Genomic DNA, 22296 nt, shown 5'->3' on the forward strand with positions numbered 1-22296 from the left:
CTTCCCCCTTCCCCCCCCCCCCCCCCGCCCCGGCGGTCACACCAATTCGGGTACGCGCAGGTGTGCGAGCGCCAGCTCGAATTCGCGGACTTCGGTCACTCGGATGCCCGCGTGCTTGGTGTTGGTCTCGCGCATCGCTGCGGCCTGCTCGCGGTTGCGGGCCATCGCCTCCGAGCTGTCGAAGGTGACGCTGGAGACGCCGCGCCCGGAGGCCCGGTCGACCATCAGGCTCGCGCTGCAGAAGCCCTCCAGGGTTTCCATCCCGGGCAGCGCGCGGGACTTGTAGGTGTCGATCGCGGTATCCACGCGATTCGGGTCGCCTTCCACCCAGATCGCGCGCACGCAGGCGCCTTCTCGCGAGCGGTGGTCGCGGTGCAGAACGGCGATCTCCCACTCCTCGACTTCCGCGTTGCCGCCGAACATTTCGGCTACGCGCTCGCGGATCGGACGGACCCGGACCGCGCTGTCGTGCATCGCCTGCTCGGTTTCCCACGCCGTCGTCGCGATGCATTTCCCGGACTGCCGGTCGACGAGCAACGACAGCCCGATACAGCCTGGTATGCCCTCCAACGCGGGCATGGTTTCGTCGCGCACGTGCGCAATCCCGGCGTCTATCGAGGAGGATCGCGCGTGAATAGTGGTAGAACGTGCGAACACGGTCCACCTCCTCTGTGCTCGGGGCAGCGCCCCGGTGGCGCCACCGGTGCCTATCACACTTCTCCCCCCGCCTCTCCGAGGCAATAGGACCGCCCCGCCGCACAGACGTTTCGTGCGCCTCACCGGCGCGGCGGCCCTGTGACGCGCACGAAAGTTGTGTGCCGACCCAGGATCAGAGGAAAAGGTCGGTGGTGAGTTCGGCGTCGCCGGGGACTACGCGGTATTTGTCCAGTTCGGTGATGCCGTGTGCGGCGAGCACCTCGTCATCGATGAAGAAATTGCCGGTGGTCTTCTCGGCGGGCGAGGTGAGCACCAGGTAGGCGGAGTCGGCGTAGATGTCGGGGGTGCGCGAGGTGGCGACCATCTGCTCGCCGCCGAGCAGGTTGCGCACCGCGGCGGTGGCGATGGTGGTGCGCGGCCAGAGCGAGTTCACCCCGATGCCGTCGCCCTTCAGCTCTTCGGCGAGACCGAGCGTGGTCAGCGACATGCCGTACTTGGCGATGGTGTAGCCGAGCGAGCCGCCCGCCCACTTCGGGTCCAGGTTCAGCGGCGGAGAGAGGGTGAGGATGTGCGGATTGCGCCCGGCCTTCGCCGATTCGCGTAGGTGCGGCAGGCTCAGCTTGGCCAGCAGGAAGCTGCCCCGGCAGTTGATGTCCTGCATGAGGTCGTACTTCTTCATCGACAGCGCGTCGGTGTTCGACAGATCGATCGCCGAAGCGTTGTTCACGACGATGTCGATGCCGCCGAAGCGTTCCACGGTCTGGCGCACCGCCTCGGCCACCGAGTCGTCGATGCGCACGTCGCCGACGAACGGCAGCACCTGCCCACCCGCCTCCTCGAGTTCCGCGGCCGCGGTGTGGATCGTGCCGGGGAGCTTGGGATGCGGCTGATCGGTCTTGGCGATCAACGTGATGTTGGCGCCGTCGGCCGCGGCGCGCTTGGCGATCTCCAGACCGATGCCGCGGCTGCCGCCCGACATGATCATCGTCTTGCCCGCCAGCGGCTTCGAACCCGGTTCCGTCATGGCCTGCTCCTGTCGTTCGTGCCGCGGACGAGGTGCGCCCGCGACGCCACGCCTTGCACGCTAAGCGTAACTCAGCCCCCTATGCAACCAGTTGCATAGGGGGCTGAGGGGTGGCCGTCGAATCACTCGTTCCCGGGCATGCGGCGAAGCACGACGCTCAGCGTCGCGACCCCCGCTCCCGATATATCTGGCGCTGCTGTTTTCTGATGCCGCGCCAGGCGCGATCGCGCTCGGCTTGCAACCGCTTGTCGACCCTGGCCGCCATCCAGGCGTTCTCCTTGGCGAGCTTGCGATAACTGTCGAAGCGGCGCTGGGAGAGCGCCCCCGTTTCGAGGGCATCGCGCACCGCGCAGCCGGGTTCGCTCTCGTGCGAGCAGTCGTCGAAACGGCATGCGGCGGCGAGCGATTCGATGTCGCTGAAGGTCTTCTCGAGCCCTTCGCTGGCGTCCCACAGGCCGATGCCGCGCAGCCCAGGGGTGTCGATCAGCGTCCCGCCGTTGGGCAACGGGCGCAACTCCCGGTGCACGGTGGTGTGCCTGCCCTTCTTGTCCACCGAGCGAACGGCGTTGGTGGCGAACACTTCCGCGCCGAGCAGCGCGTTGGCCAGCGTCGACTTGCCCGCGCCGGAGGGGCCGAGCAGCGCGACCGTCCCGTCCAGCACGGCGGTGAGCACGTCGATGCCGTACCCGCTGGCCGCGCTGACCGCGAGCACCGTGGCGCCCGGCGCGACGGCCTGCACCGCCTCGATCGGAACATCCTCCGCCGCATCGGCTTTGGTGAGCACTACGAGCGGTTGCGCGTTGCTCTCCCAGGCCAGGGTGAGCAGCCGTTCGATCCGGCCGAGGTCCACGTCGCCGTCGGCGGGGGCGCAGATCAGCACGGTGTCGACATTGGCGGCCAGCACTTGGCCCTCGGACCGGCGTGAGGCCGTGGAACGCACGATCGCCGAGCGGCGCGGCAGCAACGCGCGCACATTGCGCTGCGCGTCGATGGTCACCCAGTCGCCGGTGCACAATCCGTTCGGCTCGGCATCCGCGCGCGGGCAGCGGGCCCGCGTCGAGCCGTCCGGCGTCGCGACCTCGCATTCGCTGCGATCCATCCGGATCACCCTGGCGGGCACGCAACCGTCATCGATGAGCGCGGCGTATTCGTTGGCTACGGCTTCCGTCCAGCCGTAAGGGACGAGCAGGTCGTAGTCGACCATGATGGGAAGAATCCATTCGTCGGGCGCCGAACCCGACCGAGGTTCAGCGAGGGGTAATAGAGGTGGAGTGCGGTGCGGCGGCACGCGGCAGCGCGGCGCGCACGGCAACCCGAACGTTCGTCGTCACGATCTCCACCTCCTCCCTTCTGATCTCACCCGGCTCGAACCGGGAACTCCCCGAACCTTGCCAGACCCCGATAGCCCCCGCAAGCGATTTATCGACCCCCGGCGATGGACCGCTTACTTGTCCGGCTTGCCGAACTGTTCGTTGCGTCCGAGCGAGCGCAGGTGGAACCATTCGCGCAGGCCTGCCGGGTCGCGGCGGGTGACGAGGAAGAACCAGGAGAAGCGAATCCACTCCTGCGGCAACAGTTTGCGCATACCGGGCTGGGCCATCAGATAGCCGCGGTTGCGGTAGGTGAAGTAGCGCTTCACCGGATCGTCGGGGTACTGGGTGTGCATCCGGCCGCCCAGGATCGGCTTGAATTCGGCGGCGCCGTTGGGATGCAGGTAGGCCGTCTGTAGGCAGGTGCCGAAGGGTAGGCCCGAGCGGACCAGCCTGCGGTGCACCTCGACCTCGTCGCCGCGCACGAACAGGCGTAGGTCGGGCACGCCGATCAGGTCGACCGCCTTCGCGGAGACGAGCGCGCCATTGAACAGCGACGCGATGCCGGGCAGGAAGTCCTCGTCGCCGAGCTCGGAACGCAGCCGCCGCCACACCACGCCGCGGCGCAGCGGGAAGGCCAGCCGGTCCGGGTCGTCGATATCGCAGACCACCGGGGAGACCTCGGCGAGCCCGTGCCGGTTCGCGCAGTCGAGCAGGGTCGCCAGCACCTCGGCGCCCTCCGGTCGTCCGTCGTCGTCGGCCAGCCACACCCAGTCCGCGCCCTGGGTCAGCGCGTGCAGGATGCCGAGCGCGAAGCCGCCCGCGCCGCCGAGGTTGTGCGCCGAGCCCAGGTAGGTGGACTCGATCGGCTGCTGCTCGACCAGTTCGGCGACCTCGGGCTCGTTGCCGTTGTCCACCACGATGAGGTGATCGACCGGCCGGGACTGCGAGGTGACGACCTTCAGCGATTCGGCGAGCAGGTCACGACGCTTGTGGGTGACCACGACGGCGATGATGCGGGCGCCGGGACCGGTGTCGGTCGGCGTGTACACCCGCTCCGGTGCGGTCGAGTCGACCGGGGCCTGCGCCCCAGCGGTGATCGGGGCGTCTTGCCCGGTCGGCTCGTTCATGCGTTGTTTCGCTCCAGTTCTCGTGCGCTGTCCTCGGACTCTTCGGTCGCCGCCCGCTCCGCTGCCATTTCCTTCAGCACGGTCGCGACGTGGTTTCCGGCGTCCGGACCCTCGTACGCGCGCACCACCTCTTCGATGCCGCCGCGCAACCGGATCTGTCCGTGATCGATCCACAGCGCGGAATCGCAGAGCTGAGCGAGGAATTCGTTGGAATGGCTGGCGAATACCAGAATGCCAGAACGCGCGACGAGTTCCTGTAAACGCAGCCGCGCCTTCTTCATGAATTCCGCGTCGACCGCGCCGATACCCTCGTCCAGCAGCAGGATTTCCGGGTCGATGGAGGTGACGACACCCATCGCCAGCCGCACCCGCATACCGGTCGAATAGGTGCGCAACGGCATCTGCAAGTATTCGCCGAGCTCGGTGAACTCGGCGATCTCGTCGATCTTGGCGAGCATCTGCTTGCGGGTCTGGCCGAGGAAGAGCCCGCGAATGATGATGTTCTCGTAGCCGGAGATCTCCGGGTCCATGCCGACGCCGAGGTCGAACACCGGCGCCACCCGCCCGCGAATGCGCGCACTGCCTCGGGACGGTTCGTAGATGCCCGAAAGCAGCCGCAGCAGCGTGGATTTCCCCGCGCCGTTGTGGCCGACCAGGCCGACCCGGTCGCCTTCCTTCAGCGACAGCGTGATGTCGCGCAGCGCTTCGACCACCACGACGTCGGATTGGTTGCGCCCGATCGCGCCGCCCGCCTTGCCGAGGAACGCCTTTTTCAGAGACCGCGATTTGGCGTCGAAGATCGGGAACTCGACCCACGCCTGACGGGTTTCGATACTCACACGGCTCATCGCTGCGGCTCCTATACCCAGTACGGTACGCGCGAACGGTACTTCTTCATGGCCAAGGCCGCGACGATCCAGCCCACCACCGTGATCGCGCCGACGATCACCCAGTGCCGCAGTTCCTGCGGTTCACCGAGCAGGGGAGCGCGCACGATTTCCAGATAGTGGAAGGTCGGGATGATCTCCACCAGCCTGGCTCGTTCGCTCGCCGCGCCGATCTGGCTTTCCAAGGTCTTGGTCGTCCACATCACCGGCGTCAGCACGAACAGCATCAGCGTGGTGCTGCTGAGAATCGGCGCGATATCGCGGTACCGGGTGCTGAAGATGCCGAACACGATCGACACCCACATGGAATTGAGGAAGATCAAAACGATCGCCGGTATCGCCAGCAGGCTCGACCAGCGCAGGTTCTCCCATATCCCGAACGCCGCCAGCAGCACCAGGTAGATGACCATGTTGTGGGCGAAGAACAACAGTTGCCGCCACACCAGCCGGTACACGTGCACGCTCAGCGCGGACGGAAGCTGTTTGATCAGGCCCTCGTTGGCGATGAACACCTCCGAGCCCTCGAGAATGCTCGCCTGGATCACATTCCAGACGATCAACCCGACGGTCACGTAGGGCAGGTATTCGCGCAGCGGCTGACCGAGCAGCGTCGCGTAGAGGATTCCCATCGCCGCGGCCTGCACGCCGGTCGCGATGGTGATCCAGAACGGGCCGAGCACCGAGCGCCGGTAGCGCTGTTTGATGTCCTGCCAGCCGAGCGACAGCCATAGTTCGCGCTGGCCGAAGCCGTCGCGCATGTCCTTGATCGCGCGCCGGAAGGTCTGCGAGTCGGAGACCAGCGGCGTCATCGCCTCGGTCTCGCTCGGCTGCTCCGGCGCGGTGCTCTCGGCACTCACCGGATGCTCTTCGGCGGTCGAGGGACTGTCGGAACGCAAGCTGTCATCTGAACGCACTGGGCTCTCTTCAGGACGCGCCGTACTCTCATCGGAGTCGGGGCGAGCGGCAGCGGCGGGCACGGTGCTCGACCCTACCCCTGCATCCTCGCACCGGGTCCGCTGGCACACGCTGGACCGGGGAAACTCGTCACCCACCAAGCTGGGTTACAGGTACTGTCCGGAACCGCCCGTCACCTGGTCGCCGCGCCCGCCGCGCGGGTCCACCGTGTGGATACCGGGCGGCAGCGCGCCTTGGCGCATCTGCTCGAGCTGCGCGCGAGCGGCCATCTGCTGAGCGAACAGCGCCGTCTGGATGCCGTGGAACAGGCCCTCCAGCCAGCCGACCAGCTGGGCTTGCGCGATGCGCAGCTCGGCGTCGGAGGGAATGGCGTCGTCGGTGAACGGCAAGGTCAGCCGCTCGAGTTCGTCGCGAAGCTCCGGGGCGAGGCCCTGCTCGAGCTCACGTACCGAGGACTTGTGGATCTCCTTGAGCCGGCTGCGGCTCGCGTCGTCGAGCGGAGCCGCCCGCACCTCCTCGAGCAGCTGCTTGATCATGGTGCCGATGCGCATGACCTTGGCGGGCTGCTCGACCATGTCGGCGAGCGATTCGCCGGCGTCGTCGTGGTCGCTCTCGTCGTCGGCCTTCTCGTCGCCGTCGGTGACCACCTGTCCGGTCAGCGGGGTGCCCGCGTCGGCCGGGATGACCAGCGGCCGCCCGTCGGGTCCGACCACGACGATGGAATCGGGTGACTCATCCGAGTGCGTCATGTTCCCTATCATGTCGCGTTGTCGGCGGACGCGCTAAACGGGCACGTCCGGGTGGAAGGTGGCCGGGCCGGTCCCGCGGCTGGACGACGCCGACTATTCTGTTCGGGTCCGTGTGGTTCGGATTTGCTGAAAGTCGGTTGCCATGCTGATTCCCGGGTCGCTGCGTCGCCGCGCATCGGCGCCCAGTCCTGAACGGTCCGGTTCCGAGCGACTGTGCACGGAGCGGTCCCCTCTCCCTCGGCCCTGCCTCGCGCGGCCGCGCGCGTACCGGCGGAGCCCGGGGCGAAATCCCAGGTCGAGGTCGGTGTCGAGCCCGCAGCGGCCGTCCGTCGTCCGGTTCGCGCGGCGTGCCGTTCCGCCTCCTTCGCGAGCAGGCCAGGAGGGGAAGGCGGTTACGCAGGCTTGCCCGCTGCCCTTAGAGTGGCCAGCATGACTTACGACGTCGCGAGGGTTCGGGGCCTGATACCGTCCCTGGGCGACGGCTGGATCCATCTCGATCCACAGGCGGGCATGCTTGTCCCGGATTCGGTATCTCGTGCCGTGTCAACGGGTTTCCGCACGTCGTCGTTCTCGCACATCGGCCGCAACGGCGCAGCGGTGCGCAGCGCGGCCATCCTGGACGCCGCCCGCGAGGCCGTCGCCGATCTGGTCGGCGGTGATCCGGCGGGCGTCGTGCTCGGCCCGGATCGGGCGGTGCTGCTGGCCTGGCTCGCGGAATCGCTGAGTTCCCGGCTCGGTCTCGGCACCGGGATCGTGCTGTCCCGCCTGGACGACGAGGCCAACGTCGCGCCGTGGCTGCGCATCGCCAACCGCTACGGCGCGCACGTGCGCTGGGCCGAGGTCGAGATCGAGACCTGCGAGATGCCGTCCTGGCAGTTCGAGGAGCTGATCGGGCCGACGGCCCGACTGGTGGCATTGACCGCGGCCTCACCCATCGTCGGCTCCGCGCCCAACGTGCGGGTCGCCGCCGACCGGGTGCACGAGGTGGGCGGTCTGCTTGTCGCCGACGCGTTCGGCGCGGCGCCCTACGCGCTCATCGATATCGACGAGCTCAATGCCGACGTGGTCGCGCTGAGCGCACCCGCGTGGGGCGGGCCGCAGATCGGCGCGCTGGTCTTCCGCGATCCCGCGTTCCTGGACCGGATCCCCTCGATGTCGTTGAACCCGTACGCGAAGGGCGCCGAACGGCTCGAGGTCGGCGGGCACCAGTACGCGTTGCTGGCCGGGCTCACCACCTCCATCGACTTCCTCGCGGGCTTGGACGAGCGGGCCACCGGCACCCGCCGCGAGCGGCTGGAAATCTCCATCACCTCGCTGCAGGACTACCACGACCAGCTTTTCGAGCACCTGATGGACGTGCTGGACAAGATCCCCGGCCTGACCGTGATCGGCCGTGCCTCGACGCGGATCCCGACCGTCAGTTTCACCATGGCGGGCATGCAGGCGGAGAAGATCGCCGCCAAGCTGGCCGACGCCCGCATCGGCACGCTCAGCGGCGTGCACGGCGGGAGCAGGCTGCTCGACGCGCTCGGCGTCAACGACGAGGGCGGCGCCGTGACCGTCGGACTCGCGCCCTACACAACCAGATTCGAGATCGACCAGCTCGGCCGCGCGCTCGCCGCGCTGGAATGAGCCCGGGTCTCGAGGCCGCGTCCGGCTCTCGAGACGTATCAGCCCGCGAAGGTCAGTTCCCGTCCTCGCGCACGCGCAGCACGACCTTGCCGAAGGTGTCCGCGGCATCCAGCATCCGGTGCGCCTCGGCGGCCTCGGCGATCGGCAGCTCGGCGTGGATCACCGGGACGATGGTGCCGTCGGCGATCAGCGGCCAGACGTGCCTGCGCACCTCGGCGATGATCTCGGCCTTGCTTCCCGTGCCGGTGGCCGGGCGGTTGCGCACGTTGGTCGCGTGCACCGAACCCCACTTCGACAGCAGCGCACCGAGGTCGAGCTCGGCCTTCACCCCGCCCTGCATGCCGATCACCACCAGGTGACCGTGCTCGGCCAATGCCTCGACGTTGCGGGACAAGTAGGCGGCACCCATGTTGTCGAGGATGATGTCGGCGCCGGGGCCGTTCGCGCCGGACTGCTCGGCGCGGACCGCGGCGACGAAATCGTCCTCGCGATAGTTGATCAGCACGCTCGCGCCGAGTTCGGCACAGCGCGCCAGCTTCTCGGCCGAGCCCGCGGTGACCGCCACCCGCGCGCCTTTGTGCACCGCGAGCTGGATGGCGTGCGTGCCGATGCCGCTGCCGCCGCCGTGGATCAGCACCAGCTGGCCCGCGCGCAGACCGGCGGTCATCACCAGGTTCGACCACACCGTGGCCGCCACCTCCGGAAGCGCCGCCGCCGCAGCGAGATCCAGGCCTTCCGGCACCGGGAGCACCTGGCCCGCGGGGACGACCACCCGCTCGGCGTACCCGCCGCCGGACAGCAGCGCGCACACCCGGTCGCCGACCCGCCAGTCCCGCACGCCCTCGCCGACCTCGGCGATGACGCCCGAGCACTCCAGACCGATGATCTCGCTGGCGCCCGCGGGCGGTGCGTAGAAACCTCGGCGCTGGAGCAGGTCCGCGCGGTTCACGCCCGCGGCGACCACATCGATCGACACCTCGCCGTGGCCCGGCGCCGGATCGGCGGCCTCGCCCCACGTGAGCACCTCGGGTCCGCCGTATTCTTTCAGCTCGATCGCACGCATCAGCCCATAGTGCCCCGCCGCTCACCGCGGCATCCGTGCGACCCGGTCGCCGTGGTTTCGCCCGGTCGGCAAGCGCCGTGGACTTGCTCGGTCGGCGAGCGCCGTGGACTTGCTCGGTCGGCGAGCGCCGTGGACTTGCTCGGTCGGCGAGCGCCGTGGACTTGCTCGGTCGGCGAGCGCCGTGGACTCGCTCGGTCGGCGAGCGCCGTGGACTCGCTCGGTCGGCGAGCGCCGTGGACTTGCTCGGTCGGCGAGCGCCGTGGACTCGCCCGGTCGGCGAGCGCCGTGGACTCGCCCGGTCGGCGAGCGCCGTGGACTCGCTCGGTCGGCGAGCGCCGTGGACTTGCCCGGTCGGTGAAAGCCGTGGATTCGCTCAGCGTCCTGCGGGAACGGACACAACGGACTAGCGTTCCCCGCGTGAGCAGCTTCATCGACTTCCAAAACGAGATCTACCTGGGCGGAGTGGGCGGCATCGTGCCCGAGCTGCCCATGACGGCCGCCGGGTTGGAACAGCGTGCCAAGGAAGTCCTAGGGCCTGCCGAATACGCCTATGTCGCGGGCAGCGCGTCGGCCGAGCGCACCGCGGCGGCCAACCGCGCCGCCTTCGACAGATACCGGATCGTTCCGCGCATGCTGCGCGGCACCACCGGGCCCGGCGCGCGCGATCTCTCGGTGGAGGTGCTCGGCACCCGGCTGGCGGCGCCGGTGCTGACCGCGCCGATCGGGGTGCTCGAACTGATGCACGAGGGCGGCGAGGTGATCGTCGGCGAGGTCACCAAGGAACTCGGGATCGGGTCGGTGCTGTCCACCGCGGCGTCGTCCACCATCGAGGAGGTCGGCGCGGCCGCGGGTGAATGGTGGTATCAGCTCTACTGGCCCAACGATCCGGAGCTGGCGCGCTCGTTCGTGCAGCGGGCCGAGCGCGCGGGCGCCAAGGCGATCGTGGTCACGGTCGACACCCCCACCCTCGGCTGGCGGCCGCAGGATCTCCAGCTCGCGCACCTGCCGTTCCTGCACGGCAAGGGCATCGCCAACTACCTGTCCGACCCGGTGTTCCTGGCGAAGCTGCCGACGCCGCCCGAGGAGAGCGAGGACGCCATGCGGGTGGCGATCCTCACCTGGGTCGGGCTCTTCGGCAACCACAACCTACGCCCCGCCGACCTCGCTCACCTGCGCGAATGGACCGATCTGCCGATCGCGGTGAAGGGCGTGCTGCACCCGGACGACGCTCGCCTCATGGTGGACGCGGGCGCCGACGCGGTGGTGGTCAGCAACCACGGCGGCCGCCAGGTGGACGGGTCCATCGCGGCGCTCGACGCGCTGCCCGCGGTCGTCGCGTCCGTCGGTGACCGTGCCGACGTGCTGTTCGACTCCGGCGTGCGCAGCGGCTCCGACGTGCTGATCGCGCTGGCGCTCGGCGCCAAGGCCGTGCTGTACGGGCGGCCGTACGCCTACGGTCTCGGCATCGCGGGCCGCGACGGCGCGCGGCACGCGCTGCGGCTGCTGCTCGCCGATCTGGACTCGGTGCTCGGGCTCTCCGGATGCGCGAAGGTGGCCGATCTGAACCGCGGCATGATCGCCGCCGCCCGGTGAACGAATCGGGGTTTGCCCAGTTCAGGGCTGTTTAGAATAGGGCGGTGGATCCCGAACCAAGCGGTCGCACGCCCGAACCTCGCTGGCTGAGCCCGACGCAGCAGCGCGCCTGGCGCGCCTACATGGACGGTCATCAGCGGCTGATGACGGCGCTGAACCGGCAGTTGCAGCGCGACAGCGACCTCAGCCTCGCCGAGTACCGAATCCTGGTGCTGCTGTCCGAGGCGCCGGGCCGCTCGCTGCGCATGAGCGAACTCGCGGATGGTGTGCTCTCCTCCCGCAGCAGGCTCACCCATCAGATCCGGCGCATGGAGGCGCAGGACATGGTGCGCCGCAACACCTGCGAAGAGGACGGCCGCGGCGTCGTCGCCGAACTCACCGACGAGGGCATGCGCCGCCTCGAAGCCGCCGCCCCCGGCCACGTCGAAGCCGTCCGCAACGACTTCATCGATCTGCTCGTCCCCGAACAGCTCGCCGTGATCGGCGAAGTGTTCGACCGCGTCGACAAGATAATCGGCGAGCGAGCCGACTGAACCGTCCGTTAGGATCGTGGGCCTGGAGACGTGGCAGAGCGGCCGAATGCACTCGCCTTGAAAGCGAGCGTCGCGAGAGCGACCGGGGGTTCAAATCCCTCCGTCTCCGCTCCACTCGTCGTTGGCTCATGCTCATGGAGGGCATGAGCCGGGCTCGTTTCGCAATGTTTGTGCGGGTGCAACCCCCACACCCCGCCCGGCGGGCTTTGCCCCCGGACCCCCAACCCATCCATGGTTGGGCCGACCATGGGACTCGGGTCTATGGTCGGGCTGACCATAGGGGCTGTGCGGCAGCTTCGTTCGTGTCCCACAGCGTGGCGGCGGCGGGGACGAGCAGCCGGTGCAGCACCGCTGCTCCGGCCAGCAGGAGGACGGCGACGATGGCGTCCAGCCAGTAGTGGTTGCCGGTTCCGATCACGATGACCGTGGTGAGCGTGGGGTGGGCGAGGGCGAGCCAGCGCCAGCTGGTGCGTGTCGCGGCCACCACGGCGACAGCGAGCAGCAGCGCCCAGCCGACGTGGAGCGACGGCATCGCCGCGAACTGGTTCGACAGACCGCCGGATTCCGAAGGGCCGTAGACGGACTGGCCGTGCAGCGCGGCCACGTCGACGAAACCGCGTTCCGGCAGCATGCGTGGCGGCGCGAGCGGCAACAGCACGTGCAGCAGCAACCCGGCGCCGGTCAGGCCGACCATGAGGTTGCGGGTCATGCGGTAGTGCCGTGGGCGGAAGACCCAGAGCCATACGATCACCGCGACGGCGACAGTGAAATGCGCCGTCGCGTAATAGAAATTCGCCGGGACGGCGAGAAAATCCCAGTGCAGGAACGGCCTCTGCACGGTGGTCTCCGCGAGGAATCCCAGCCGGTCTTCGACATCGAGCAGCGCGTGCGCGTTGCCCAGGGCGCGCTCGGTGTCGTCGGCGGTGATCAGCCGACCGGCGCGGTACCCGAGATACAGCACGGTGATCAGAGCCAGCTGTCGAACCGCCTCGCCGCCGCGGCCGTGCACCGCCGACCGCACACGGTCGAGCGCTCCGGTGGCCGGGAGGCCGAATTCCAGATGCGGACCGGGAAATCCGACAGCCACCATCGCCCGTGGCCTCCTTCGCCATTGAACAGATCCGCCGAAATGTTTAACCGGAGGTGCATTCTCCGTTTACCGTAACAGCATCGGCTCGTCGGCAAGCCCGTGTGTGACCCGAGAGACAGCAAGGGCCGACACGGGTCCGAAGGGAGGGACCCGCGGGGCAGGCGAAGCGAACGGACTCAGCGCCGGACGAAGTTGGGGCGGATATCGTCGTCCGGCGGGTCGAAGTAGCGGTGGAAGGTCGGGGTCAGGCCCGAGGAGATCGGCGGGTTGATCCAGCTCCAATCGGTGGGACAGGCGCGGCCTGCGGCCTTCTCCTTCTCGGCGTGCTCGCAGAACTGTTTCGCCACGGTGTGGTGGTCGACGATGTGCACGCCTGTCTTGCGATAGCTGTGCAGGACAGCGCGATTCAGCTCGATCGACGCCTGGTCGCGCCAGAGGGTGCGGGGATGCGAGGTGTCGAGGCCCATCATGTCGGCGATCAGCGGCAGCATGTTGTAGCGGTTCGTGTCGCTGAGATTGCGCGCGCCGATCTCGGTGCCCACGTACCAGCCGTTGAACGGCGCGAACGGATAGGTGACGCCGCCGATCTCCAGATTCATATTGGAAACCGCGGGCACCGCATGCCATTTCAGGCCGAGCTTGGCGAACCAGTCGAAATCGGGATGCTCGATCTCCACCTCCCTGGCCAGCTCGCGCGGCACCTCGAACCACCTTATCGGCTCGTCGGGCGTGCTGATCAGCACCGGAAGGAGATCGAACGGCGTGCCCGCGCCGCGCCAGCCGAGCTTCCTGGCGAACTCGGTGAGCGCGACATTGGCCGCGTCGCCGGTGACTGTCCCGTCGCCGTTGCGATACCCCGCGTAGCGCAGCAACTGCGGGCTGACGATGCGGTACTCGCGCCCGTCACCCTGGCGCGGCGGACCGACGGTGATCATGGACTGCACCGCGCCGCCATTGGTCGCCATGTGCAGATGCTGCCAGCACACCTCGGCCAGGTCGCGCGCCGAGCGGACGCGCCGCGCGTCGAGCAGTTTCAGTGAGCGCCAATGCTTTCGGCCGACGCAGCGGGCATGGTTGCGCCAGGCCAAGCGAGCGCCGATCAGGATCTCCTCGGCGGTCTGCACATAAGCGCCGGTCTGGCGCAGCTGGTCCAGCGCGTTGCGGCGGCGATGGGCGTTCAGGTGGGCGAGTTCCGGTTGTCGGAAGAAGTCGTCGCACTCGCGCAGGCGGCGGGCCAGCCCGGGGTCGAAAGGCTGGGTGTCGGTGGCGGTTTCGAACGGTGGAACGGGCAACACGTGGTTCACGGTCTTTTCTCCGGTCGGGCATCAGGTACTGCGGCAAACAGACATCGATCGAGCAGAGAAGTCGCGCGCGCGGCGCGGCCGGCACACCGATCTGTTCGGTGGTGCGCGGGTGTGTGTTAGCAGAACCGGGTGGATTAGCCCTCGCGTTGCCGAAAAACCGGTCGGACGGTGCGGACGCGGGCGTGCCGAATGCCGACCTCTGTCAGGGTCGTGGCTGTGTCGTCCGGTCATGGCGGTCCCCATCGACGTGCCAAGAAGCGCCCGAGACGCAGCGTAAGGCGAGTGTGCTGGCGGTGTGCCCGAATTCGGAGTATTCGCACTTAGCCTCGCCGGGCGCCGAACCGCGAAAGTGGCGCTCGTCACAAATCATTCGAATCCCGTATCGCGGGTCGAGTGGGCCGCACGCCATCTGGCACCATGGCAGGCATGCTGTCTCGGCGTTGGATGCGGCGACGGCTCGCGGTCGTCGCGATGGGCGCCGCACTGCTCACGGGTGCGGCTGGGGTCGGAGCACCTCCCACGGTGGCCGCGCCCGACAAGCCGAGCACCGGGTCTTCCGACGGCCCCGGCGCCGCCGAGCCGACCACCGCGCCTGCCGACACGCCCTCGATCGAGCGCGTCGAACCGATCACCGATCGCAGAGTCCGCGTGTTCGTGAAATCGCCCGCGATGAGCCGCACCGTGCAGGTGCAGGTGCTGCTGCCGCGCGACCAGAACCACAGCAGGCCCACCGTCTACATGCTGGACGGGCGCAGCGCCGAAGCCGACAGCAACAACTGGATCGAACTCGGTCACGCCGACCGCTTCTACGAAGACAAAGACGTGAACGTGGTGTTCACCGTCGGAGGTCCGGCCAGCTTCTACACCGACTGGCAGCGCCCCGATCCCGTGCTCGGCACCAACCGCTGGGAAACCTTCCTGACCAAGGAACTTCCGCCGCTCATCGACGCGGAATTCCAGGGCAACGGCCGCAACGCGATCATGGGCGTCTCGATGGGTGCGGAGGCGGCGATGATGCTCGCCTTCCGCAGGCCGGAGCTCTACCGTGCGGTGGCCGCGCACAGCGGATGCTTCTCCACGGGAACCGATATGGGCCAGGCGCAGGCCCGTGCCGTGGTGGCCACCTATCAGGGGGAGCCGGACAACATGTTCGGCTCCGAGGGGCATCCGGACTGGCTCGCCCACGACGTGGTGCTGCACGCGGACGCGCTGCGCGGCAAGGCGATCTATCTGTCCGTCGGCAGTGGTATCCCCGGGAAGTACGACGTGCCCGGCAAGACGGACGTGGTCAGCACCATCGGATTCGGCGGACCGCTGGAGGCCGCGACGAACGCGTGCACCCGCAGGCTGGTCGACCGCTTCACCTCGCTCCGCATTCCGGTCACCGCGAATTTCCGTGCTACGGGCACGCATTCGTGGCCGTACTGGGGTGACGAACTCGCCGCCTCGTGGCCGACGGTGTACCCCGCGATCCGCTGACGCCGCGGGGCGTGGTCGTACCGGCGACCTCGCTCGGACGCCGACCGGGGTCGCGCCCGATCTCAGGCGAAGCGCGCCAGCACGCCGGGATCGGTGGCGAAGTCGAGGAACCGGTCGTTCTCGTGCGGATCGCCGACCGTCACGCGGACGCCATCCGTCCCGTACGGCCGCACCAGCACACCGGCTTCCGCGCTCGCCTCGCCGAACTCCCCGCTGCGCGCGCCCAGCGGCAGCCAGACGAAATTGGTCTCGCTCGACGGCACCGCGTAACCGGCCGCGAGCAGCGCCGCGCGCATCCGATCGCGCTCCACGATCACCGCGTCGGTGCGCTCCAGCAGCTCGTGGCGCGCCTCCAGCGAGGCGATCGCCGCGGCCTGGGCCACCCGGTTCACGCTGAACGGGATGTGCACCTTCATCAGCGCCGCGATCACCTCCGGATCGCCGACCGCGTAGCCGACGCGCAGGCCCGCGAGCCCGTAGGCCTTCGAGAAAGTGCGCAGCACAATCACATTCGGCCGGGTGCGGGCCAGCTCGACGCCGTCCGGCCGATCCTGCGGAGTGAGCCGCAGGTACTCGTAGTACGCCTCGTCCAGCACGACGAGCACGTGCGAGGGGACGGCGTCCAGGAAACGGATCAGCGCCTCGCGGCCCAGCGCGGTGCCGGTCGGGTTGTTCGGGTTGCAGACGAAGATCAGCCGGGTGTTGTCGGTCACCGCGGCGGCCATCGCGTCCAGGTCGTGCGTCAGCTCCGGTGTCAGCGGGACCTGCACGGCCGTCGCGTTGCCCACCTGGGTGACGATCGGGTACGCCTCGAACGAGCGCCAAGCGAACAGCACCTCGTCGGCCGGTGCGGCGCAGGTGATCTGGACCAGCTCCTGGCACAGCGCGACGCTGCCGCAGCCGACCGCGACGTGCTCGATGGTGACCCCGAGGAACTCGGCCAGCGCGGCGCGCAGCTCGTTCGCTTGGTTGTCCGGGTACCGGTGGGCGAGCTCGGCCGCCTCCGCGATCGCCTTCGCCGCGGCGGGCAGCGGGGGCAGGGTGGTCTCGTTGCTGGCCAGTTTGACCGCGCCCGGATGGCTGCGCCCGGGCGTGTAGGCCGGGATGGCGGAGAGGTCGGGCCGGATGCGCGCTGTCACCCCTCCACCCTAAATGGCCCGGGGCGAGCGGCGCCCAGGCGTACCTCCGCCTCGGCCGCGGCCACCCGCGGGCCGGCGACGGGCGTCGTCCGAAGGCGCCGGAATCGCGGCTTCCATTCCGGAAATGTTGCGGGTAATGGCCGCTCACGTGCAATTTCTCGCGAAGAACAGCGGCTCGCCCTAGGCTGGTTCCATGTCGGGCATTTATGACGATATCGCCCCGCTACGTGGTGGCGAAGACCTCGAGCAGCGCCCCATCGAAGGTCGCCGGGTGCCCATCACCGTGATCGAACCGGAGGGTAATTCGCGCGGCGGAATCGTGGTGTTGCACGAATCACGGGACTTCACCGGCGCACTGCTCGAGTTCATGCGCGCGCTCGCCACCGAGGGATGGACCGTCGTCGCGCCCAACCTGTTCCATCGGGCGAACGGCGATCCCGCGCACGAGGTCTTCGGCGAGGAGCTCTTCGACGACTTCGACGCCTGCTTCGACTGGCTGACCCGGCGCGGCGTCTTCCCCGACTGCATCGGCGTGCTCGGCTTCGACCACGCGGGCACCGCCGCCTTCCTCGTCGCCACCAACCGGCCCATCGGCGCCGCGGTCAGCATCGCCGCCTCCGGCATCACCGAACCGCTCACCGACGAGGCCGAGGCGCTCGTGCGCGTCGCCCCCGACCTCCAGGCCCCCTGGCTCGGCCTGTTCGGCTCCGACGATCCGGCCACCCCGCCCGGTGACGTCGACCGTCTGCGCGACGCCGCCGCCCAGGCCAGCGTCGCCAGCCTCGTGGTCACCTACCCCGGTCTGCACCACCGCGCGGACACCCCGGACGCCGAGGACGAGGACGGCAACTCCGCCATCGACTCCCAAACCCGGATCTTCGACTGGTTCGACAGCAACTTACGCTGATAACCAGGCGTTTTGTTATCCGGACGTTGGGTCATGTAACCTTCATGCTCGGCGGTTCGAAAGGACCGGTGCCCTCGAAGAGAAGGCTCCAGGAGGCGTGCCAGAGCGGCCGAATGGGACTCACTGCTAATGAGTTGTCCCTTCACGGGGACCGGAGGTTCAAATCCTCTCGCCTCCGCCACACCCGGTTCGCCGGGTGACAACTGAAAAGGTAATGCGCCCGTAGCTCAACGGATAGAGCATCTGACTACGGATCAGAAGGTTAGGGGTTCGAATCCCTTCGGGCGCACTTTGTCGAAAGGCCCCTCCTGCACTCGGGAGGGGCCTTTGTCATGCGAGTGCGAATGGTCGGGGAGGCCGACCGGCCGGTATGCGTAGTGACCATTGGGGAACGTGGGTAGCGGGGTACGCATGCGGTGCGGGCGGGGATGGGGGAATCTCGGGGCGGAGGCGGACCGATCGTGCCGGCCGGGTCCGGAAGTCGTTGCGTACACGCATTTCTCGCCGGCGCTCGGCAAGTCGGGCGGTTCGCCCGACGAATCGCCTGGTGACGGCCTCCGGTCTCGATCATCGCGGCCTCGCCGCGCGCAGGCCTGACCAGGTCTTTCGAGTACCCGAGTACTCGTGATTCCGGCCACCGAACGCGAGAGCGTGGAGATCACACACGAACGGACGGAGGCCGGACATGCGTGACGTGGTCGTGTTGATCCCGGGGATCGGCGGCTCCGTGCTGGCACGCGAGGGCAAGGAGCTGTGGGCTCCCACGCCGGGCGCGGTCCTGCGCGGTGTGTTGTCCCTCGGTCGCAGCATCAAGCGGCTGCGGCTGGACGGCGACGATCCCGCCGTCGACGACGTGGACGGCGTCGTCGCGACGCGGGTGGTGCCGGATCTGCACATAGTGCCCGGTCTGGATTGGAAGATCGACGGCTACACCCGGTGCCGCAAACAACTGGTCGAGCGGTTCGGGGCGGTCGCGGGCGAGAACTATTTCGAGTTTCCCTACGACTGGCGGCGCGACAACCGGGTCGCCGCGGCGAAGCTCGCCAGGTCGGCGCACGACTGGTTGCGGAACTGGCGGGAGAAGTCCGGCAACGCCGACGCGAAACTGGTCCTGATCGGGCACTCGATGGGCGGTATCGTCTCGCGGCTCTACCTGGAGCAGTTCGACGGATGGAAGGACACCCGCACGTTGATCACCTTCGGCACGCCCTATTCCGGGTCGATCAACGCGCTCGAATTCCTCGCGAACGGTTTCCGCAAGAACTGGGGGCCGTTCGACGTCGACCTCTCCGACCTGCTGCGCTCGTTCACCTCGGCGTATCAGCTGTTGCCGTCGTACCGCTGCGTGGCAGGGCCCGACGGTACGTGGCTGAATCTCGACGACCCCAGCCTGGACTGGAGCAGGACCGGCGTGGACGCCGACCGTCTGCGGGCCGCCGTCGAGCTGCATCGCGGCCTGCGCAAGCAGGTCGACGACCGGATCGCCGAAACCGGACCCGGTTACGAGATCCGGCCGGTCATCGGCGACTTCCAGCCGACAAGGTGGGCCGCGCGATTCGCCGACGACCGGATCGAGGTGCTGTGGGCGCGCAAGGCCGCGGGCGAGGACGGCGGCGACGGCACGGTCCCGAAGGTGTCCGCCATCCCGCACGAGTTGATGGACGGCTGGCGTAACGCCTCGTTCGTGAGCCAGAAGCACGGCTCGCTGCAGAACGACGATCCGGTGCTCGACCACGTCGGCGGCGTGCTGCGTACCGCCGAGTTCGGTGGCGTCGATGTCTTTCCCGCAGTGCAGGACCCGGTCGCGCTCGAGGTGGAGGACGTCACCACCGCCGAACCGATGGTCGTCCGCGCGAAGACCGCCGCCCGCGAGGCGGCCTTGGTCGCGACGGTGGAGGATCTCGGCCGCGGCGTGTCCAGCGTGCATCCGCTGACCGAGGCGTCCGACGGTTGGCGGCAGGTGACCCTGGCGAACCTGCTCCCCGGTGACTACCGGGTGACCGTGGCCGCCGACACCGTCCACCCGGTGACCGATCTGGTGAGCGTAATAGATCTCGATGAGCTAGCCCGCAGCGCGGAAGGGCCGGGATAACGATGCCGCCGGAGCCCACGCAAGCCTTCCACCGATTCGACATCAGTGTGCTGGATGCCGGTGGGCGCGTGTGGGTCTCGGCATCCTCGCCCCAGGGAGCGGTGTACGCCGTGCCGCGGACGCCGCCCACCTGGGCTCTGTCCCACGGCTTCGAAACGCCGTCCGAGTGGCTCAACGCGGTCGTGCGCAACGCCTGTTCCGGCGCCGAACCGGCCGCCGTCGAGGTCGGACGTATCTTGACGCGACTGGTGTTCGACGTACCCGAGATCCGCAATCTGTTCGCGCGAACACGCGGCGCCGCCCGCCACATCGGGGCGCAGGTGCTCGTACGCGTCCAATCGGCGCCCCAGCACGTCAACGCCTGGCCGTGGGAGCTCTTGCTCGACCCGGAGAGTGGCATCGCCAGAGGGGTCGACCTCCTCGCCTGCGCTCGTGACACCCACATTCTGCGGCTCGGGCGCTTCCGCACCTATCCGGTTCAGCAGGCCCAAGACCCGATCAAGGCGCCCTTGAACGTCCTGATCGTCATGTCCAGCCCGATGCCGAAGGTCGGCGAGCAGAACCAGGAGGCGCTGTTCGACCTGTACGAGGCGAAGCGATCGCTGCTCGACGGGCTGCGCCCCCTCGTGCGGCAGGGCAAGCTCAACGTCGTCGTAGAGGACCGGCCGTCGACCGAACGAATCCGTCGGACCATTCGCTGCCAGTCCGATGGATTCCAGATATTCCACTATCTCGGGCATGCCGCGCCGAACGGCTTCAAGCTCGAAGACGCGGGCGGCCGTGGCCGTTTCGTCCACAACCGGGAACTCTGTGACATTCTCTCCGAACTACCCGACTTGCGGCTGGCGGTCTTCGCGGGGTGCGAGACCGCGCGGGCCCCTGCCGCTGTCGCAGGCGACGACTGGCGCGGTCAGATGTCCACCGCCGACCACTTCGTGCGCGCCGTGTGCCCGATGGTCATCGGCATGCAGACGGTGCTGCCGTTCGACACCGAGAAGATCTTCACCAGCTCGTTCTACGAAGCGATCACCGCAGGGCACTCCGTCGTGACGGCGCTGCGCATGGCCAGGCAGGAGATCGCGGCCGACGAGTCCGCCGGTGGAACCAAGCTGAACTGGGTGGTGCCGACGCTGCACGTCGGCGCCAACGAGCCGGGCGCGCTGATCGACAAGCGCAGCGCGGGCAAGCCGATCGACCTGCCGCCGCGCGTCTACCGCCCGTTCGGCATCGTGCAGGGCGACCGCAGGTTCATCTCGCGACTGATCGAGCTGCGGCAGGCCATCGACGTACTGGCGGGAACCGCGCAGGCTCGGCTGCTGCACGTCAAAGGAGTTGCGGGCAGCGGCAAGTCGGCGTTCATGGACCGCGTGCTCGATGATCTCGACGACGACGTCGTCCGGGTGTTCGTCGGCGCGCGCTGGTTGCTCGAAGAGGCGGAACGCAAACGTCAGGATCAGAATCCGGTCGGGATACTGCATGACGCCGTAGCCGCCGCGATGGCCGAAAGCGGCCTGCGGGTGCCGCGCGACCGCCTGGCGAAGGACCCGACCGATCTCTGGCGGAACCTGCTCGGCAAACTCGAGCACACGCGCTTCGTACTCGCTGTCGACGAGGCGGAGCTGCTCGCCGACGACACGAGAGGTGCCGCTACGCTGCGCGCGCTGGCGGAAATGCTGGATCGGCGCCTGCCCGCACGGGTCGCGATCACCTCGACCAACGGCGTCGCCGGGTTGACCGACCGCGCCGACATGCCGTCGCGGACCAGGGAAATACGGTTGGACCTGCTGGCCTGGCCCGAGGTGTGGCAGTGGATCCGCCGTAATCAGCCGGTCCTCATCCGGTTCGGACCGACCGCCCTTTCGCGCCTGTACGCCGATCTGCCGCACCTCGAACAGTGGGACCAGCTCGCCGACCGAGTGCGGGCCTGTCCGACACCCCCGACGGCGGAATCGCTCGCGAACCTCGCGCGCCAGGACATCGAGGAAGTCGCCGCACCGGTGAACGCTCAGGATCTGTTCACCGCCGCGACGGACCTGGGCAGGAGGGAGCGCCCGCTGCGGCTCGCCCTCGCGGGGCCGATGTCGGACGCCGGTGAGCTCGCGCGCACGATCACCCAGTTCGCCGGAGAACACGGCGTAGCCGGACGGGCGGTGCCCTTCGGAACCGGCGACAGCGCCGCCGTGTTCGCCGAAGTGATCTCCCTCGAGGGTGTGGCGGATCGAGATCGGCTCGTCCAGCAGGCGGGCGCCGACATCGTCGTGGCGGACGATGTCCCGGACGCCGCGATGCTCGACGGCTCGGACCATCTCGTCGTCTGTACCGCGGACTCGGGGCTCGGGGAAGTCCCGGGCGCGGCGCGTGGGCGCGTATTGATCGCGGGCACCATCGAGGACCGTGCCGGGCCTATCGATGTCGTCGCCGCCCGGACGCTGCCCGGCACGTCGGCGGCGTACGAAGCGGCCATCGCGGCGCTCATCGTCTGGGCCACCGATCGCACGCTCGACGCCGCCCACGTCCGAGCCCTGCTGCTGGAGACCGCCGAACAGAAGCAGCTCGCGGACGGGCGCGTGGTGCGACGGCTGAATGTGGCGGCCGCGCTGGACAGGCTGCGCAAACAAGACATCGTCGAAACGATCGGATCGGGCAGGCTCGACCTGCCACAGGTACTCGCCAAGACGGCCGCCAGATCGGATCAGGCCATCGCCTTGGTCGACAATCTGGTCGCGGGCGGCACGCTGGTCAAGACCATCACCGATGGCGTCGAATTCTTCGCCCAACCGGATCGCTGACGG

The 22296-nt window shown here is 68.6% G+C and carries 18 protein-coding genes and 3 tRNA genes; 10 read left to right on the forward strand and 11 right to left on the reverse strand.

Going from position 1 to position 22296, the window contains the following annotated elements:
• Positions 1-36 precede the first annotated feature (36 nt).
• From AC3EO7_RS22470 to AC3EO7_RS22500, 7 genes are all read right to left on the reverse strand, one after another.
• Positions 37-657, reverse strand: coding sequence for a hypothetical protein (locus tag AC3EO7_RS22470; RefSeq protein ID WP_431966474.1), 621 nt, complete (start codon positions 655-657; stop codon positions 37-39).
• A 172-nt stretch (positions 658-829) separates the two neighbouring features.
• A complete protein-coding gene (locus AC3EO7_RS22475; RefSeq protein ID WP_435592321.1) occupies positions 830-1681 on the reverse strand; it encodes an SDR family oxidoreductase in 852 nt (283 codons plus the stop codon).
• A 157-nt stretch (positions 1682-1838) separates the two neighbouring features.
• Entirely contained in the window at positions 1839-2885 is a 1047-nt protein-coding gene (gene rsgA, locus AC3EO7_RS22480) for a ribosome small subunit-dependent GTPase A (RefSeq protein WP_435592322.1), read from the reverse strand.
• Between the two features lie 240 nt (positions 2886-3125).
• Complete coding sequence (gene glfT1, locus AC3EO7_RS22485; RefSeq protein WP_431966480.1) at positions 3126-4121, reverse strand: galactofuranosyltransferase GlfT1; 996 nt, start codon at positions 4119-4121, stop codon at positions 3126-3128.
• The gene (gene wzt, locus AC3EO7_RS22490; RefSeq protein ID WP_431966482.1) at positions 4118-4969 is read right to left on the reverse strand and encodes a galactan export ABC transporter ATP-binding subunit Wzt/RfbE; all 852 of its coding nucleotides are present in this window, start codon (positions 4967-4969) and stop codon (positions 4118-4120) included. The genes glfT1 and wzt overlap by 4 nt, the downstream gene beginning before the upstream one ends.
• Positions 4970-4980: 11 nt before the next feature.
• Positions 4981-5817 (reverse strand): galactan export ABC transporter permease subunit Wzm/RfbD, encoded by an 837-nt coding sequence (gene wzm / locus AC3EO7_RS22495; RefSeq protein WP_431966785.1) that lies wholly within the window; start codon positions 5815-5817, stop codon positions 4981-4983.
• 252 nt (positions 5818-6069) lie between these two features.
• Positions 6070-6672 (reverse strand): bacterial proteasome activator family protein, encoded by a 603-nt coding sequence (locus tag AC3EO7_RS22500; protein WP_431966484.1) that lies wholly within the window; start codon positions 6670-6672, stop codon positions 6070-6072.
• 429 nt (positions 6673-7101) lie between these two features.
• On the opposite strand from AC3EO7_RS22500, the gene AC3EO7_RS22505 reads away from it, so the two are divergent.
• A complete protein-coding gene (locus tag AC3EO7_RS22505; protein WP_431966486.1) occupies positions 7102-8304 on the forward strand; it encodes a cysteine desulfurase-like protein in 1203 nt (400 codons plus the stop codon).
• Positions 8305-8356: 52 nt separating this feature from the next.
• Here the strand turns inward: AC3EO7_RS22505 and AC3EO7_RS22510 are convergent, their stop codons facing one another.
• Positions 8357-9367: an NAD(P)H-quinone oxidoreductase gene (locus tag AC3EO7_RS22510; RefSeq protein WP_431966488.1), complete on the reverse strand. Its 1011-nt coding sequence runs from the start codon at positions 9365-9367 to the stop codon at positions 8357-8359.
• Between the two features lie 417 nt (positions 9368-9784).
• Here AC3EO7_RS22510 and AC3EO7_RS22515 point away from each other — a divergent pair, with 417 nt between their 5' ends.
• From AC3EO7_RS22515 to AC3EO7_RS22525, 3 genes are all read left to right on the forward strand, one after another.
• The gene (locus AC3EO7_RS22515; RefSeq protein WP_435592323.1) at positions 9785-10960 is read left to right on the forward strand and encodes an alpha-hydroxy-acid oxidizing protein; all 1176 of its coding nucleotides are present in this window, start codon (positions 9785-9787) and stop codon (positions 10958-10960) included.
• 122 nt (positions 10961-11082) lie between these two features.
• A complete protein-coding gene (locus AC3EO7_RS22520) occupies positions 11083-11493 on the forward strand; it encodes a MarR family winged helix-turn-helix transcriptional regulator (RefSeq protein ID WP_431966787.1) in 411 nt (136 codons plus the stop codon).
• 24 nt (positions 11494-11517) lie between these two features.
• Positions 11518-11602: transfer RNA gene (locus AC3EO7_RS22525), tRNA-Ser, on the forward strand.
• A gap of 150 nt (positions 11603-11752) precedes the next feature.
• Here the strand turns inward: AC3EO7_RS22525 and AC3EO7_RS22530 are convergent.
• Both AC3EO7_RS22530 and AC3EO7_RS22535 read right to left on the reverse strand, forming a co-directional pair.
• Entirely contained in the window at positions 11753-12583 is an 831-nt protein-coding gene (locus tag AC3EO7_RS22530) for a phosphatase PAP2 family protein (protein WP_431966492.1), read from the reverse strand.
• A 176-nt stretch (positions 12584-12759) separates the two neighbouring features.
• Positions 12760-13878, reverse strand: coding sequence for a nitric oxide synthase oxygenase (locus tag AC3EO7_RS22535; protein WP_435592324.1), 1119 nt, complete (start codon positions 13876-13878; stop codon positions 12760-12762).
• Positions 13879-14313: 435 nt separating this feature from the next.
• Between AC3EO7_RS22535 and AC3EO7_RS22540 the strand changes: the two genes are divergently transcribed.
• On the forward strand, positions 14314-15366 hold the full coding sequence (locus AC3EO7_RS22540) for an alpha/beta hydrolase-fold protein (RefSeq protein ID WP_435592325.1): 1053 nt from the start codon (positions 14314-14316) through the stop codon (positions 15364-15366).
• Positions 15367-15428: 62 nt separating this feature from the next.
• On the opposite strand, the gene hisC is transcribed toward AC3EO7_RS22540, so the two are convergent.
• Positions 15429-16505, reverse strand: coding sequence for a histidinol-phosphate transaminase (hisC, locus tag AC3EO7_RS22545; protein WP_435592326.1), 1077 nt, complete (start codon positions 16503-16505; stop codon positions 15429-15431).
• 193 nt (positions 16506-16698) lie between these two features.
• Between hisC and AC3EO7_RS22550 the strand changes: the two genes are divergently transcribed.
• The 5 genes from AC3EO7_RS22550 (at position 16699) to AC3EO7_RS22570 (ending at position 22293) form a co-directional block, all read left to right on the forward strand.
• Positions 16699-17412: a dienelactone hydrolase family protein gene (locus AC3EO7_RS22550; RefSeq protein WP_431966498.1), complete on the forward strand. Its 714-nt coding sequence runs from the start codon at positions 16699-16701 to the stop codon at positions 17410-17412.
• Positions 17413-17503: 91 nt separating this feature from the next.
• Positions 17504-17593 (forward strand) — tRNA-Ser (locus AC3EO7_RS22555).
• Positions 17594-17628: 35 nt separating this feature from the next.
• Positions 17629-17701, forward strand: a tRNA-Arg gene (locus AC3EO7_RS22560).
• A gap of 396 nt (positions 17702-18097) precedes the next feature.
• Positions 18098-19504, forward strand: coding sequence for a lipase/acyltransferase domain-containing protein (locus tag AC3EO7_RS22565; protein ID WP_435592327.1), 1407 nt, complete (start codon positions 18098-18100; stop codon positions 19502-19504).
• Positions 19505-19506: 2 nt separating this feature from the next.
• Positions 19507-22293 (forward strand): CHAT domain-containing protein, encoded by a 2787-nt coding sequence (locus AC3EO7_RS22570; protein WP_431966502.1) that lies wholly within the window; start codon positions 19507-19509, stop codon positions 22291-22293.
• Positions 22294-22296: the final 3 nt, after the last annotated feature.

This window comes from Nocardia sp. bgisy118 (assembly GCF_057708605.1).

Coding starts and splice junctions, on each gene's coding strand:
- AC3EO7_RS22475 (WP_435592321.1), bottom strand. CDS start 1,681: ATGACGGAACCGGGTTCGAAGCCGCTGGCGGGCAAGACGATGATCATG.
- rsgA (WP_435592322.1), bottom strand. CDS start 2,885: ATGGTCGACTACGACCTGCTCGTCCCTTACGGCTGGACGGAAGCCGTA.
- glfT1 (WP_431966480.1), bottom strand. CDS start 4,121: ATGAACGAGCCGACCGGGCAAGACGCCCCGATCACCGCTGGGGCGCAG.
- wzt (WP_431966482.1), bottom strand. CDS start 4,969: ATGAGCCGTGTGAGTATCGAAACCCGTCAGGCGTGGGTCGAGTTCCCG.
- wzm (WP_431966785.1), bottom strand. CDS start 5,817: ATGACGCCGCTGGTCTCCGACTCGCAGACCTTCCGGCGCGCGATCAAG.
- AC3EO7_RS22500 (WP_431966484.1), bottom strand. CDS start 6,672: ATGACGCACTCGGATGAGTCACCCGATTCCATCGTCGTGGTCGGACCC.
- AC3EO7_RS22505 (WP_431966486.1), top strand. CDS start 7,102: ATGACTTACGACGTCGCGAGGGTTCGGGGCCTGATACCGTCCCTGGGC.
- AC3EO7_RS22510 (WP_431966488.1), bottom strand. CDS start 9,367: ATGCGTGCGATCGAGCTGAAAGAATACGGCGGACCCGAGGTGCTCACG.
- AC3EO7_RS22520 (WP_431966787.1), top strand. CDS start 11,083: ATGGACGGTCATCAGCGGCTGATGACGGCGCTGAACCGGCAGTTGCAG.
- AC3EO7_RS22530 (WP_431966492.1), bottom strand. CDS start 12,583: ATGGTGGCTGTCGGATTTCCCGGTCCGCATCTGGAATTCGGCCTCCCG.
- AC3EO7_RS22540 (WP_435592325.1), top strand. CDS start 14,314: ATGCTGTCTCGGCGTTGGATGCGGCGACGGCTCGCGGTCGTCGCGATG.
- AC3EO7_RS22550 (WP_431966498.1), top strand. CDS start 16,699: ATGTCGGGCATTTATGACGATATCGCCCCGCTACGTGGTGGCGAAGAC.
- AC3EO7_RS22565 (WP_435592327.1), top strand. CDS start 18,098: ATGCGTGACGTGGTCGTGTTGATCCCGGGGATCGGCGGCTCCGTGCTG.
- AC3EO7_RS22570 (WP_431966502.1), top strand. CDS start 19,507: ATGCCGCCGGAGCCCACGCAAGCCTTCCACCGATTCGACATCAGTGTG.